Annotated in this window: 15 protein-coding genes, 2 tRNA genes and 1 rRNA gene; 14 read left to right on the forward strand and 4 right to left on the reverse strand. The window is 41.8% G+C overall.

Features of this window, described 5'->3' with window-relative positions; all coding sequences use genetic code 11:
- The first annotated feature begins 9 nt into the window (after positions 1 to 9).
- The 8 genes from rrf (at position 10) to tsaD (ending at position 4235) form a co-directional block, all read left to right on the forward strand.
- Positions 10 to 125: ribosomal RNA gene (gene rrf, locus ACSBQP_RS15710) — 5S ribosomal RNA — on the forward strand.
- 17 nt (positions 126 to 142) lie between these two features.
- Positions 143 to 219, forward strand: a tRNA-Met gene (locus ACSBQP_RS15715).
- A gap of 49 nt (positions 220 to 268) precedes the next feature.
- Positions 269 to 345, forward strand: a tRNA-Asp gene (locus ACSBQP_RS15720).
- A gap of 278 nt (positions 346 to 623) precedes the next feature.
- Positions 624 to 1601, forward strand: a complete 978-nt coding sequence (gene thiL, locus ACSBQP_RS15725) for a thiamine-phosphate kinase (RefSeq protein ID WP_041093276.1) — start codon at positions 624 to 626, stop codon at positions 1599 to 1601.
- A 12-nt stretch (positions 1602 to 1613) separates the two neighbouring features.
- Positions 1614 to 2090, forward strand: coding sequence for a tRNA (adenosine(37)-N6)-threonylcarbamoyltransferase complex ATPase subunit type 1 TsaE (tsaE, locus tag ACSBQP_RS15730; RefSeq protein WP_007496038.1), 477 nt, complete (start codon positions 1614 to 1616; stop codon positions 2088 to 2090).
- Positions 2071 to 2760: a tRNA (adenosine(37)-N6)-threonylcarbamoyltransferase complex dimerization subunit type 1 TsaB gene (gene tsaB, locus ACSBQP_RS15735; RefSeq protein WP_427214594.1), complete on the forward strand. Its 690-nt coding sequence runs from the start codon at positions 2071 to 2073 to the stop codon at positions 2758 to 2760. The genes tsaE and tsaB overlap by 20 nt, the downstream gene beginning before the upstream one ends.
- A 25-nt stretch (positions 2761 to 2785) precedes the next feature.
- Positions 2786 to 3214: a ribosomal protein S18-alanine N-acetyltransferase gene (gene rimI / locus ACSBQP_RS15740; RefSeq protein ID WP_008344382.1), complete on the forward strand. Its 429-nt coding sequence runs from the start codon at positions 2786 to 2788 to the stop codon at positions 3212 to 3214.
- Positions 3207 to 4235: a tRNA (adenosine(37)-N6)-threonylcarbamoyltransferase complex transferase subunit TsaD gene (gene tsaD / locus ACSBQP_RS15745; protein WP_081114954.1), complete on the forward strand. Its 1029-nt coding sequence runs from the start codon at positions 3207 to 3209 to the stop codon at positions 4233 to 4235. Before rimI ends, tsaD begins: the two co-directional genes overlap by 8 nt.
- A gap of 467 nt (positions 4236 to 4702) precedes the next feature.
- On the opposite strand, the gene ACSBQP_RS15750 is transcribed toward tsaD, so the two are convergent.
- A complete protein-coding gene (locus tag ACSBQP_RS15750; RefSeq protein WP_017359856.1) occupies positions 4703 to 6625 on the reverse strand; it encodes an ABC-F family ATP-binding cassette domain-containing protein in 1923 nt (640 codons plus the stop codon).
- Positions 6626 to 6763: 138 nt separating this feature from the next.
- Here ACSBQP_RS15750 and moaC point away from each other — a divergent pair, with 138 nt between their 5' ends.
- The 4 genes from moaC to tatC are packed head-to-tail and all read left to right on the forward strand — an operon-like array spanning position 6764 to position 8902.
- A complete protein-coding gene (gene moaC, locus ACSBQP_RS15755; RefSeq protein ID WP_026050052.1) occupies positions 6764 to 7255 on the forward strand; it encodes a cyclic pyranopterin monophosphate synthase MoaC in 492 nt (163 codons plus the stop codon).
- Between the two features lie 15 nt (positions 7256 to 7270).
- Positions 7271 to 7924 (forward strand): redox-sensing transcriptional repressor Rex, encoded by a 654-nt coding sequence (locus ACSBQP_RS15760; RefSeq protein ID WP_008355687.1) that lies wholly within the window; start codon positions 7271 to 7273, stop codon positions 7922 to 7924.
- Between the two features lie 27 nt (positions 7925 to 7951).
- Complete coding sequence (locus ACSBQP_RS15765) at positions 7952 to 8131, forward strand: twin-arginine translocase TatA/TatE family subunit (protein ID WP_008344374.1); 180 nt, start codon at positions 7952 to 7954, stop codon at positions 8129 to 8131.
- Between the two features lie 6 nt (positions 8132 to 8137).
- Positions 8138 to 8902, forward strand: coding sequence for a twin-arginine translocase subunit TatC (gene tatC, locus ACSBQP_RS15770; protein ID WP_135226948.1), 765 nt, complete (start codon positions 8138 to 8140; stop codon positions 8900 to 8902).
- Between the two features lie 39 nt (positions 8903 to 8941).
- On the opposite strand, the gene ACSBQP_RS15775 is transcribed toward tatC, so the two are convergent.
- Genes ACSBQP_RS15775 through ACSBQP_RS15785 form a run of 3 tightly spaced genes read right to left on the reverse strand, consistent with a single transcriptional unit; the run spans position 8942 to position 10551 of the window.
- Positions 8942 to 9568: an NUDIX hydrolase gene (locus tag ACSBQP_RS15775; protein WP_435028598.1), complete on the reverse strand. Its 627-nt coding sequence runs from the start codon at positions 9566 to 9568 to the stop codon at positions 8942 to 8944.
- Positions 9569 to 9625: 57 nt separating this feature from the next.
- Positions 9626 to 9820, reverse strand: a complete 195-nt coding sequence (locus tag ACSBQP_RS15780; RefSeq protein WP_017366710.1) for a YdiK family protein — start codon at positions 9818 to 9820, stop codon at positions 9626 to 9628.
- A complete protein-coding gene (locus ACSBQP_RS15785; RefSeq protein WP_326115349.1) occupies positions 9817 to 10551 on the reverse strand; it encodes a CPBP family intramembrane glutamic endopeptidase in 735 nt (244 codons plus the stop codon). The genes ACSBQP_RS15780 and ACSBQP_RS15785 overlap by 4 nt, the downstream gene beginning before the upstream one ends.
- Before the next feature lie 229 nt (positions 10552 to 10780).
- Here ACSBQP_RS15785 and groES point away from each other — a divergent pair, with 229 nt between their 5' ends.
- Positions 10781 to 11065, forward strand: coding sequence for a co-chaperone GroES (gene groES / locus ACSBQP_RS15790; protein WP_003214120.1), 285 nt, complete (start codon positions 10781 to 10783; stop codon positions 11063 to 11065).
- A 56-nt stretch (positions 11066 to 11121) separates the two neighbouring features.
- Complete coding sequence (gene groL, locus ACSBQP_RS15795; RefSeq protein ID WP_007496015.1) at positions 11122 to 12756, forward strand: chaperonin GroEL; 1635 nt, start codon at positions 11122 to 11124, stop codon at positions 12754 to 12756.
- Positions 12757 to 13079 lie beyond the last annotated feature (323 nt).

The raw sequence follows: 13079 nt of genomic DNA on the forward strand, positions 1-13079 counted from the left end.
TCCATCAGGTTTGGTGGCGATAGCGAAGAGGTCACACCCGTTCCCATACCGAACACGGAAGTTAAGCTCTTCAGCGCCGATGGTAGTTGGGGGTTTCCCCCTGTGAGAGTAGGACGCCGCCAAGCTTGTCATTTTATATCGTCGCGGGGTGGAGCAGTTCGGTAGCTCGTCGGGCTCATAACCCGAAGGTCGCAGGTTCAAATCCTGCCCCCGCAACCAAATTATTTTACCTATTAAGTAGCGAGTGCTCATTGAGTACAGCCAAAATGGTCCGGTAGTTCAGTTGGTTAGAATGCCTGCCTGTCACGCAGGAGGTCGCGGGTTCGAGTCCCGTCCGGACCGCCATTTTTATGACTTGTAAACGAAAACGTATAGTTTCGTTTTTTTTTATGTCTTTTTCTTTCAATAAGTATCCTAAATGCAATGAAACTCCTTGTGTTTGGCTACACTAAATGTGATAAGAAAAGATCATGACTTCAACAAACAACGCCTGGTTTTTTTATACCAGGCTTTCTTTATATCGTTTTTAGTTGGAACCGAGGCTCATATTCGCTACACTAATACTAACTGTGTCAGACATCATGTTTGCTCAATCAGTTGATTGTATGAAGGGGCTGTCTTTTATGGATGAATTTGATCTTATTCGCCGAATTACACCAAAAGAAACGCATCAGCGTTCTTTGGTCATGGGCATCGGTGATGATGCTAGTGTTTATCAACCTCATTCACATTGTGAAGAGGTCGTTTGTGTTGATACAATGGTAGAGCATGTCCATTTTCGATTTGATTTTTCCACACCCTTTGAGGTTGGATTTAAAGCGTTGGCAGTGAATATCAGTGATATTGCAGCCATGGGAGGAACCCCTAAGTATTATCTTGTATCAATTGCGATCCCCCCTCATGGGGATGAAGCAATTGTTGCAGCTTTTTACGAGGGAATGAAAGCATTGGCTGATAGATATCATATGGATTTAATCGGTGGAGATACAGTAGCCACCCGCAGTGACTTTGTCATCACAGTAACGGTCATTGGTGAGATTCCAAAGGGAACAGCCTGTTACCGTCATAGTGCTCAGACAGGAGACGTTGTCTTTGTCACAGGTGAACTAGGTTCATCAGCTGCTGGGCTATCCCTTTTAATGAATGAAGTAAATGCTGCACATTCGATTGACACTGCTTTTTTTCTAGAGCGACACAAAATGCCGCAGCCGCATATTGCTGCTGGCCTTATTTGTTCAAGCTTCCCCCGGGTGACCTTGAATGATGTGAGTGACGGATTAGCGAGTGAGTTAAACGAAATAGCGGAAGCCAGTCGTGTGACGATTGAAATTGAAGCTGATCAGCTCCCAAAACATCCACATCTACCGTTGTTACATAAAGAATGGCTTGAATGGGTCTTGTTCGGTGGAGAGGATTTTGTCTTAACTGGTACGATTCCTGAAACGGATTGGAAGCGTTTTGAGACGCAATGTAAAAAAGATCACATTCAGGTCACGCGAATTGGACAAGTCAAAGATGATCGAGCGTCCAGCGTTATTTTAAAAGACCACGATCAACAAACAATTTTAATGAAAAAAGGATATAATCATTTTAAGAAATGAGGTGACTCCACCATGAAGTTAACGTGGACAACAAAAGGTGCGGATGAGACGAAACGAATTGCTGCTGCCTTGGCTACACTTGTGATGCCCGGCGATGTCTTAACATTAGAAGGAGACTTAGGCGCAGGTAAAACGACTTTTTCAAAAGGTTTTGCAGAAGGCTTAGGTATTACCCGTATCGTCAACAGCCCTACTTTTACAATTATTAAAGAATATACGGATGGCAGACTGCCACTTTATCATATGGATGTGTATCGTATGGAAGATGCGGAAGAAGATATTGGACTGGGCGAATATTTTGAGGGGGAAGGTGTATGTTTGGTTGAATGGGCACATCTCATTGAACCTCAATTGCCTTCATCGTATTTAAAAATTGAAATGCTGAGAACAGAACGTGAAGAAGAACGTCATCTTACGTTTTATGCAAAAGGGGAGCGCTATGAGGCCCTTTGTAAGGAGATGAAAGACATTGACCATACTGGCAATTGATACGTCAAACCATACACTCGGAATAGCTCTTGTCCGTGATGACACTGTGGTTGGGGAAAGTATTACGTACTTAAAGAAGAATCATTCAGTACGTGCAATGCCGACAGTTGAAGCACTGATGAAAGAATGCGGCGTAGCACCGAACGAATTAAGCAAAATTGTTGTAGCCAAAGGACCCGGCTCTTACACTGGCGTTAGAATCGGTGTGACCATTGCAAAAACACTTGCTTGGACGCTGTCTATCCCGATAGCTGCTGTTTCAAGTTTAGAAACGCTGGCGGCAAATGCTCGATATTTTGATGGAATGATTTCTCCTATATTTGATGCAAGAAGAGGACAAGTTTATACAGGGTTATATACATTTGAAGGTGGAAAGATAAAAGAAGCGAAACCAGATCAAAATATCCTGCTCACTGATTGGCTTCAAGAGCTGAAAAAGGAAGGGAACCCTGTTTTATTTCTTGGACATGATGTGCATCTTCATCAAGAGAATGTTCTCTCCATACTTGGAGAAACTGCTGTGATCGCAGACGAGGCATTTCACAACCCAAGACCTTCAGTGCTCGCATTTTTAGGGGCAGACCGCCCTTCTGAAGATGTCCATCAGCTTGTTCCTAATTATATTCGTTTGGCAGAAGCGGAAGTGAAATGGCTTGAAGGACAAAAATAATCTCAACACAGTAGAGATGCGAAGAATGACAGTAGAGGACATCCCAGAGGTATATACGATTGAAGTGCATTCGTTTACAGCGCCTTGGAAAAAAGAGTCGTTTGTCTATGAAATTCTCCATAACCAATACAGCCATTATTTCCTCATTGAAGAAGATGGTCAGCCTGTTGGGTATTGCGGCGTTTGGATTGTCATGGATGATGCACAAATTACGAATATTGCGATTCTCCCTGAGCACCGGGGAAAAGGATACGGGGAAGCGCTGCTTCGATATGTCATGGAATTTTGCAAAGAAAAAAAGACAGATCATCTTTCACTAGAAGTGCGGGTATCAAATACGCCAGCGCAATCCCTTTATGAAAAGCTAGGTTTTAAACCAGCTTCTATTCGAAAGAATTATTATACGGATAACGGGGAAGATGCATTAGTCATGTGGGTGAAGATAAATGAGTGAAAAAAAAGATCGATTCATATTAGGTATAGAAACAAGCTGTGACGAAACAGCTGCGTCCATTGTGAAAAATGGGAAAGAGATCGTAGCGAATGTTGTCGCCTCACAAATAGAAAGCCATAAACGATTTGGCGGCGTGGTACCAGAAATCGCTTCAAGGCATCATGTGGAACAAATGACGATCGTATTAGAAGAAGTCATGACGCAGGCCAATATGACCTTTCAGGATGTAGACGCCATTGCTGTGACAGAAGGACCGGGCTTAGTTGGTGCACTTTTAATAGGTGTTAATGCAGCCAAAGCACTGAGTTTCGCACATCAAATTCCGCTTGTAGGTGTTCATCATATTGCTGGACACATTTATGCGAACCAGCTCGTTGGTGAACTGGTGTTTCCTTGTTTAGCTCTAGTCGTCTCTGGTGGGCATACTGAGCTTGTTTTGATGAAAGAGCATGGGTCTTTTGAGGTCATTGGTGAAACGTTGGATGATGCGGCTGGAGAAGCGTATGACAAAGTAGCTCGGACAATGGGTCTGCCATATCCAGGGGGACCTCACATTGATCGATTGGCACATGAAGGGGAGCCAACGATTAAGCTTCCTCGAGCGTGGCTTGAAGAAGGGTCCTATCATTTTAGCTTCAGCGGTTTAAAATCAGCGGTTATCAACACACTACACAATGCGTCTCAAAAGGGTGAAACCATTGCGCCAGAGGATTTGGCTGCAAGTTTCCAAGAAAGCGTGATTGAGGTGTTAGTCGGAAAGACATTAAAAGCGGCTGAAGCGTATGGTGTGAAACAAGTCGTTCTAGCTGGCGGGGTTGCTGCGAATAAAGGTCTTAGAGAAGCCCTTACTTCAGCATTTGCGAAGCTACCTGAAGTGAATGTCATGATTCCGCCATTGTCTCTTTGTACAGACAATGCAGCCATGATTGCTGCTGCGGGAACCATTGCATATGAAAAGGGAATAAGAGGCGACATGGCAATGAACGGTCAACCTGGACTGCCGCTTGTTTCCTATGAATAAGAACTTCTGTGGATACAGGAGTTTCAGCGTGTAGACAAACCCTCGCATTCTTTGTCAATCCTGCGTGCTGGTGCTCACGAATATCAAATTCGCTCCGCGCCAGTACTCGTCCTTCCTAGACTGCAAAGGTTTTCTATCACGCTGAAAAGAAGACAAAGGGCTAAAATCAAGTTCATTTTAGCCCTTTGTCAACAATTTGGAACTCCTGTGGATATACAGGAGTTTTTTCTATTGAAATGAAAGCGATTTATTCACATGTAAACGTTATATATCCACAATTGTTAGAAAATTCGTTTTAAAATGAAGAGAATGTGTATAAATATGATCTTTTATGTGGATATGTGATTAAAATGCTGTGGATAAAGTGGATAACTTTAAAATATTTAAGAATAATCAAGAGATTATTGTGGGTATCATTGTGGATAAAGATTCTCGCCTTAAAAAAAGAGCACCCGTTAGGGCACTCTTTATGCATCTGATAGGTCTTCCCATTCCGCAAAAAGTGATTCCATCTCTTGATTGAGCGCATCATTTTCTGTTTGAATGGCTTGTACTTTCTCGTGATCTTGGAAAATAGCAGGATCACATAGAAGCTCTTCGTTTTCACCAAGTTTGTCTTCGATGACAGCGATACGCTCTTCAATTTCTTCAATTCGGCGCTGCTTTTGTCTTTCTTTCTTTTTGAGTTCTTTCTCTTCTGCATAGGAAAGTTTTGCTGTTTCTACTGGTTTTTCTGCTTGTTTTTTATGCGTCTCCTGAGTTTGGAGTGCTTCAAGCTCTAATTGTTCGTTTTTCTTTTCAAGATAATAATCGTAGTCACCGAGGTATTCTTTTGTTTCATTTGGTGACAACTCGAGAACTTTTGTTGCCAGGCGATTGATAAAGTAACGGTCATGTGAAACAAACAAGATGGTGCCTGGATAATCTATTAGTGCATTCTCTAATATTTCCTTACTGTCTAAATCAAGATGGTTCGTCGGCTCATCGAGAATGAGGAAATTGGCTTTTTGGAGCATCAGCTTTGCCAGTGCAAGTCGTGCTTTTTCTCCACCGCTTAATGCATGTACAGGCTTTAAGACGTCATCACCTGAAAAAAGGAAGTTTCCTAAACAAGTCCGAATGTCTTTTTCAGTCATATGGGGAAAATCATCCCAAAGTTCATTTAACACTTTTTTGGAGGATGTCAGCTTGGCTTGTTCCTGATCATAGTAGCCAATCGTCACATGAGAACCAAAGCTGATCTCGCCTTTTACTGGTTTTAACGTATCCGTTAAGGTTTTTAAAAGAGTTGATTTCCCGATACCGTTAGGGCCGATGAGTGCCACGCTATCCTCCCGTTTAATATGAAAAGAGAGGGAGGAGAGGAGCGGCGTTTTTTCATCGTAACTAATATCGAGATCATGCACCTTCAGCACGTCATTTCCGCTTTGCCTCATAATATCGAAATGGAAGTTTGCGGATTTTTCATCTCCTAACGGTTTATCTAAACGATCCATCCGTTCCAGCTGTTTCCGCCTGCTTTGAGCACGCTTTGTGGTGGAGGCTCTTGCTAAGTTGCGATCCACGAAATCTTGAAGCTTCGAAATTTCTTCTTGCTGTTTTTCATACAGCTTCATATCACGCTCTAGCTGCTCAGCTTTTTGGTCAAGATACTTACTATAGTTCCCTGCGAACTTTTTCATCGCTGTTCTTGACACTTCATATACATGGTTCACGACTTTGTCTAAGAAGTATCGATCATGGGAAACGATGAGGATGGCTCCTGTATAATTTTGCAAATACTGCTCAAGCCATGATAAGGTATCAATATCTAGATGGTTGGTTGGCTCATCCAAAATCAAGAGTTCTGGTTTCATCAATAATAGCTTTCCAAGCGCTAGACGGGTTTTCTGACCGCCGCTTAAGGATTGGACGGTTGTATGGTCTTCAAAATGACTAAAGCCGAGTCCGTGTAAAATGGAGCGGACATCCGCTTCATATTGGTAGCCGCCTTGATCTTTAAATGCTTGCTGCAGTCTGTCATAGGTTTTCATTAGAGAATCTAATTCTGTTCCTGTGGAAGAAGCCATTTTCTCTTCTATGGTTCTCATCTCTTGTTCCATTTCTTTTAAATGATCGAAAACGGATAGTAGTTCGTCTTTTAGCGTACGTGTAGACGTCACATCTGTATGCTGTGCTAGATATCCAATGGATAGGTCTTTCGGTTTGATGATCTCACCTTGTTCGTAAGACATTTGACCGGCAATGATTTTTAAAAGCGTGGATTTTCCTGCACCGTTACGACCGACAATGGCAATACGATCCCTCGCTTTGACTTCCAATTTTATATTCGTTAAAACGGTATCAGCGCCAAACGATTTGGACAGCTGATTCACTTGTAGAATCATCATGTAACTTCACCTCTGCTATAATATGTTAAGTGTAGCTTATCAGCAGTAAACCGGCAAATCTTACATACGGCTGCCATGGTCAAATGAAAGACAGATAGGAAAAAATAGTGTATGATTTGAGTGAGGGAGCGTTGAAAGATGAGTCAATTTAGCCACTTTAACGAACAAGGAAGAGCAAAGATGGTCGACATTAGTGACAAATCGTCTACAGTGAGAACTGCCGTTGCTGTTTCAAGCGTTCGTATGATAAAAGAAGTATTTCATCAAATACAAAAGCATGACATTGGAAAAGGGGATGTACTATCTGTCGCACAGGTAGCTGGCATTATGGCAGCAAAGCAAACGTCCAGCATCATTCCAATGTGTCATCCGCTTGCATTAAAAGGTGTCGATATCTCCTTTGATTGGGAGGAAGACGGAAATGCGTACATTCTGAACATACAAGTACAGGTGAAAACAAAAGGAAGTACGGGTGTGGAGATGGAAGCGCTCACTTCTGCCTCAGTATGTGCACTGACCGTTTATGACATGTGCAAAGCAATAGACAAAGGGATGATCATCGGCCCGACCTATCTAGTAGAAAAAACAGGCGGGAAAAACGGTGATTTTCACAGAGCATCTGATATTTAAGTTGGAGGATCTTATATGAATATAGACCAGTCAAAAATTCCACAAGCGACAGCCAAACGTTTGCCGCTTTACTACCGTTTTTTAAAAAATCTGCATGCATCAGGAAAACAAAGGGTGTCATCGGCAGAGCTTAGTGATGCAGTCAAAGTGGATTCTGCCACCATTCGCCGAGATTTTTCTTACTTTGGTGCACTTGGGAAGAAAGGGTATGGCTATAACGTCGATTACCTCTTGACCTTCTTTAGAAAGACCCTTGACCAAGATGAAATGACGAATGTCATGCTCATCGGTGTCGGGAATTTAGGGACTGCTTTTTTACACTATAATTTCATTAAAAATAATAATACAAAAATTTCAATGGCTTTTGACGTCAATGAGAGTAAAATAGGAAGTGAGATAGGCGGCGTGCCTGTCTATGATTTGGATAAGCTTGAAGAGCATGTGCAAGAGGTAGGAGATATTCCTGTTGCGATTTTGACAGTGCCTGCCGTAGCAGCTCAATCCATTACAGATCGTTTGATTGCCCTTGGCATCAAAGGAATCCTTAACTTTACGCCGGCTCGATTGAATGTGCCGGAACACATTCGAATTCATCATATAGATTTGGCGGTTGAACTTCAGTCTCTTGTGTATTTCTTAAAGCATTACTCTGTTACACAGGAGGACTGACGAAAAGGGGTAAAGGGGGTGGAGCAAATGGGTCCGATCGGTCCTGGAAGTTTGGTTCTGATTGCGGTTGTTGCGCTCATTATTTTTGGGCCGAAAAAGCTTCCTGAATTAGGAAGAGCAGCAGGAGATACATTACGTGAATTCAAAAATGCCACAAAAGGTTTAGCTGATGATCAGGAAGAAAAAAAGAAAAAAGAAGATCAGTAGAATAGGATGAGCTTCATGAATGTCAAAGATATGCCGCTTATGGAGCATATTGTGGAACTGCGAAAACGTTTAGTGATCATTGCGATGTTTTTTGTCACCTTTATGGTGGCAGGTTTTTTTCTCGCTAAGCCGGTCATTGTGTATTTACAAAATACCGATGAAGCGGCCACACTGACATTGAACGCATTTAAGCTCACAGATCCACTGTACGTGTTTATGCAGTTCGCTTTTGTCATTGCTCTTGTTTTGACGTGTCCCGTGATTTTATATCAGCTTTGGGCGTTTGTGAGTCCTGGCTTATATGAAAAAGAAAGAAAGGTGACACTTGCTTATATTCCGATTGCACTGCTTTTATTTTTGAGCGGTGTGGCTTTCTCTTATTTTATTTTGTTTCCATTTGTCGTCGATTTTATGATACGGATGTCAAATGATTTACATGTGGAGCAAGTGATTGGGATTCATGAGTATTTTACATTTCTGATGCAGTTAACACTTCCATTTGGCTTTTTGTTTCAGATGCCTGTCGTGTTGATGTTTCTCACAAGACTTGGCATCATCACACCGATGTTTTTATCAAAAATCCGGAAGTATGCCTATTTTGTCCTCCTTGTCATTGCCGCACTGATTACACCGCCAGAGATCGTTTCTCACCTCATGGTTACCTTGCCAATGCTCGTTTTGTATGAAGTGAGTATTGTCATTTCAAGAGTGACCTATCGCAAAATGCAGCAAACAGAGACAGAGGAGAAAGAAAATGATGTTGTCTCATAAAAAAGCATCGTGATCCTAATAGGGGTCACGATGCTTTTTCTATTGTGAAAGAAATTGATTGATTGCTTGAAAGAGATGCTCATAATAGGCAGGTTCATGCGGGACAAAATCATGTACATGGACCTCTCTCTTTTCCTCACGTCGCTTGCCGTCTGCATCCACTTCAAAGCCCTCGATATTCATTTTTTCGCATTCTCTATTTAAAAGCTGCTGTGCATCCATCAGCCTTGCTCTATAAAGTCCAGCAACTTCTTCTTTCTGTAGATGGACATCCATGTGCTCTTTTTGATCCATATAAAGATACACATGGCAAAACTCACGATCGGTAAACGAAGGCAGATGGATTTCATCTTTAATGACACCAGCAAAGGTAAGGTTCTCAAACGAGATGGAGAGACCAAGCTCTTCTTCGACTTCTCTGATGCCATCAGAAGGCTGTTCATCTGCGAGAAGGTGGCCTGCTGCTGTGATATCAAATAGAGAAGGGAAATCCTTTTTGGCGGGACTCCTCAGCTGAAAATAGAGAAACACTGTGTCATCTTCCTTTTTTAAAAGCCAGAAATGAAAGGTCTCATGCCAAAGGCCCTCAGCATGGATATCAGATCGAGCGGCTGTACCAATCGTTTCATGCTGATTGTTCATGATGTTCAGTTTTTCGTGTTCCATGAAAACATGACCTCCATAAAAAAACCATTTTCCAAACGGCGGAAAATGGTTTTTTGTTTATTTTTGCTGCTGTTTTTTCATTTTGACAGAAAAAGCAAACATTTTTAACGCGATATTAATATTATAGGCCGCAAACACCATCAGCAAAATGCTGTAAAATGACCACATGTCACCTGGATTTTGAATGGCCATATAGGTGAACGCCACACCTACGGCAAAATAAATAATGCCCCATACGACAGGGTTTCTCATGAGAAAAAGCCTCCAATAATCATTTGCATTGTTTGAGATTGTTCTTCAATCATTTTTCTTACTGGCTCAATCTGCACAAGAATGACGAGCGAGTTCATCAGCATGTGTGCGCCGATTGGCACAATGATTCGTTTTGTTTTCGCATATAAAAAGGCAAAGGTAAAGCCCATTGCGGTATAGAGCAAGATATGTGGGAAATCATTGTGTACAGCAGCAAAAACCACTGAACTGACAAGTGCGCCAATGAAAAAATTCGTTTTTTCATAAACCACACCAAAAATGATTTTTCGGAAAATGATTTCTTCTAATATCGGTCCAATCAGAGCGATGACGATGACAAGCCATGGAACTGCATCCATAATGGCTAAAATGTTTTGAGTATTTTCGGATTCTCGGCTAATGCCAAATGCATATTGTTCAATCGCCCCCGCAATGGATTGTGCAAAGAGGGAAAGAAAGAAACCGCCAATGATCCAAGCGATTGCCGCGCCGACTGATGCCGGTGCTTCATTTCGGAGTGAAGCTTTTGGTACAGTCCGAAGGATGAGCAGAATAATGATTAGTCCAATACAGAAGCTGATGATTGTCCAGGTTCCTGACAATTCAGAGAGCTCTGCTTGTGTCATCGGTGTCTGAATGTAACCTAACCACTTCATGATGAACACATAAGGAATCGCAGAAACCTGCACCAATATATACGTTAAGATGATGTACCAATATTGTTTTTTCAAGTAACGAAAACCCCTTTACTAAAAGAACTAGATTTATTGTAACACAAGTCTTCTTTTTCGTTGAAAAGGAAAGAATCGGTGATAAAAAAAGATCATGAAAGCGTAAAAATTTTTAAAGGTTTTTACTTGAAATTACAGAAGACATTCTTTATTATAATAAATGTGTTAGCACTCACTAGTGATGAGTGCTAAAAAAGACTACATATAATAATTGAGGAGGTTGTTTCTTATGTTAAAGCCATTAGGCGATCGCGTAATCATTGAACTCGTTGAATCTGAGGAAAAAACCGCTAGCGGTATTGTCTTACCGGATTCTGCAAAAGAAAAACCGCAAGAAGGTAAAATTGTTGCAGCAGGTTCAGGTCGTGTACTTGAAAGTGGTGAGCGCGTTGCGTTAGAAGTAAACACAGGCGACCGCATTATCTTCTCAAAATATGCAGGTACTGAAGTGAAATATGAAGGAAAAGAATATTTAATCCTTCGTGAAAGCGACATTTTAGCTGTTATTGGTTAATCACATAAACAAAGATTGAGATATATTTCTAAAAAGACTGAGGAGGTTTCGTTATTATGGCAAAAGATATTAAGTTCAGTGAAGAAGCACGTCGTGCGATGTTACGTGGTGTAGATGCACTTGCAGATGCTGTAAAAGTAACTTTAGGACCTAAAGGACGTAACGTGGTTCTTGAGAAAAAATTCGGTTCTCCACTTATCACAAATGATGGTGTAACGATTGCAAAAGAAATCGAGTTAGAAGATGCATTTGAAAACATGGGTGCAAAACTTGTGGCAGAAGTTGCAAGCAAAACAAACGATGTAGCTGGTGACGGTACTACGACTGCAACGGTTCTAGCTCAAGCGATGATCCGTGAAGGTCTTAAAAACGTAACAGCTGGTGCAAACCCTGTTGGTGTTCGTAAAGGAATCGAAGAAGCAGTGAAAGTAGCACTTGAAGGCTTGCATGAGATTTCTAAACCAATCGAAGGTAAAGAATCAATTGCTCAAGTTGCGTCTATTTCTGCAGCAGATGAAGAAGTCGGCAGCCTCATTGCTGAAGCGATGGAGCGTGTAGGAAACGACGGTGTCATCACAATTGAAGAATCTAAAGGTTTCACAACTGAGCTTGAAGTGGTTGAAGGAATGCAGTTTGACCGTGGATACGCTTCACCATACATGGTAACTGATTCTGATAAGATGGAAGCGGTTCTTGAAAATCCTTACATCTTAATCACTGATAAAAAGATCACAAACATTCAAGAAATCCTTCCTGTACTTGAGCAAGTCGTACAACAAGGAAAACCATTATTGATCATTGCTGAAGATGTAGAAGGCGAAGCACTTGCAACACTTGTTGTGAACAAACTTCGTGGAACATTCAACGCAGTGGCAGTAAAAGCACCTGGATTCGGTGACCGTCGTAAAGCAATGCTTGAAGACATCTCTGTTCTAACTGGCGGAGAATTAATCACAGAAGACCTAGGACTTGACCTGAAATCAACTGAAATTGGTCAGCTTGGCCGTGCGTCTAAAGTGGTTGTCACAAAAGAGAACACAACGATCGTAGAAGGCTCAGGAGATTCTGCTCAAATCGCAGCACGCGTGAACCAAATCCGTGCTCAAGTAGAAGAAACCACTTCTGAATTCGATAAAGAAAAATTACAAGAACGCCTTGCAAAACTAGCTGGCGGCGTTGCTGTCATCAAAGTTGGTGCTGCAACTGAAACAGAACTAAAAGAACGTAAACTACGCATCGAGGATGCACTGAACTCAACTCGTGCAGCAGTTGAAGAAGGTATCGTATCCGGTGGTGGTACAGCACTTGTGAATGTATACAACAAAGTCGCTTCCATCGAAGCTGATGGTGACGTTCAAACAGGTGTCAACATCGTTCTACGTTCTCTTGAAGAGCCAATTCGTCAAATCGCTCACAACGCAGGTCTTGAAGGATCAGTCATCGTTGAGCGCTTGAAAAACGAAGAAATTGGCGTAGGCTTTAACGCAGCAACAAACGAATGGGTAAACATGATCGAAAAAGGAATCGTTGACCCAACAAAAGTAACTCGCTCTGCACTTCAAAACGCAGCTTCTGTAGCAGCTATGCTTCTTACAACTGAAGCAGTCGTAGCTGACAAACCAGAAGAAGGCGGCTCAGGCGGCGGAATGCCGGATATGGGCGGCATGGGTGGCATGGGTGGAATGATGTAACACCCCTCGAAAACCCCTTGAAATATAGGGGTTTTTGTTTTGTCTATTTTTTGGTTAAGAGCGTTAAATGAATTGAAACTTTCACCGCTTTACATCCGTTAACTAAAGAGACAGTGATTTTTTTGGTTTTATCTAACATAAAGAGATGAGATGATTTTAAAAGAAAAGCGGTGATCATATGGGCTTTACGACTTGGGTGGCGATTATTGTTGCACTGGCTGTCGTGTTTGGATTGTTTGGATCGAAGAGGCGTGATAAATAAGAGGTTGAACCCACTTCCAGAGAGGAAGTGGGCTTTTTATTGCATATACAATATTCATGAG

It is taken from the genome of Bacillus sp. G402 (assembly GCF_051172515.1).
GTDB classification, from domain to species: domain Bacteria; phylum Bacillota; class Bacilli; order Bacillales; family Bacillaceae; genus Bacillus; species Bacillus altitudinis.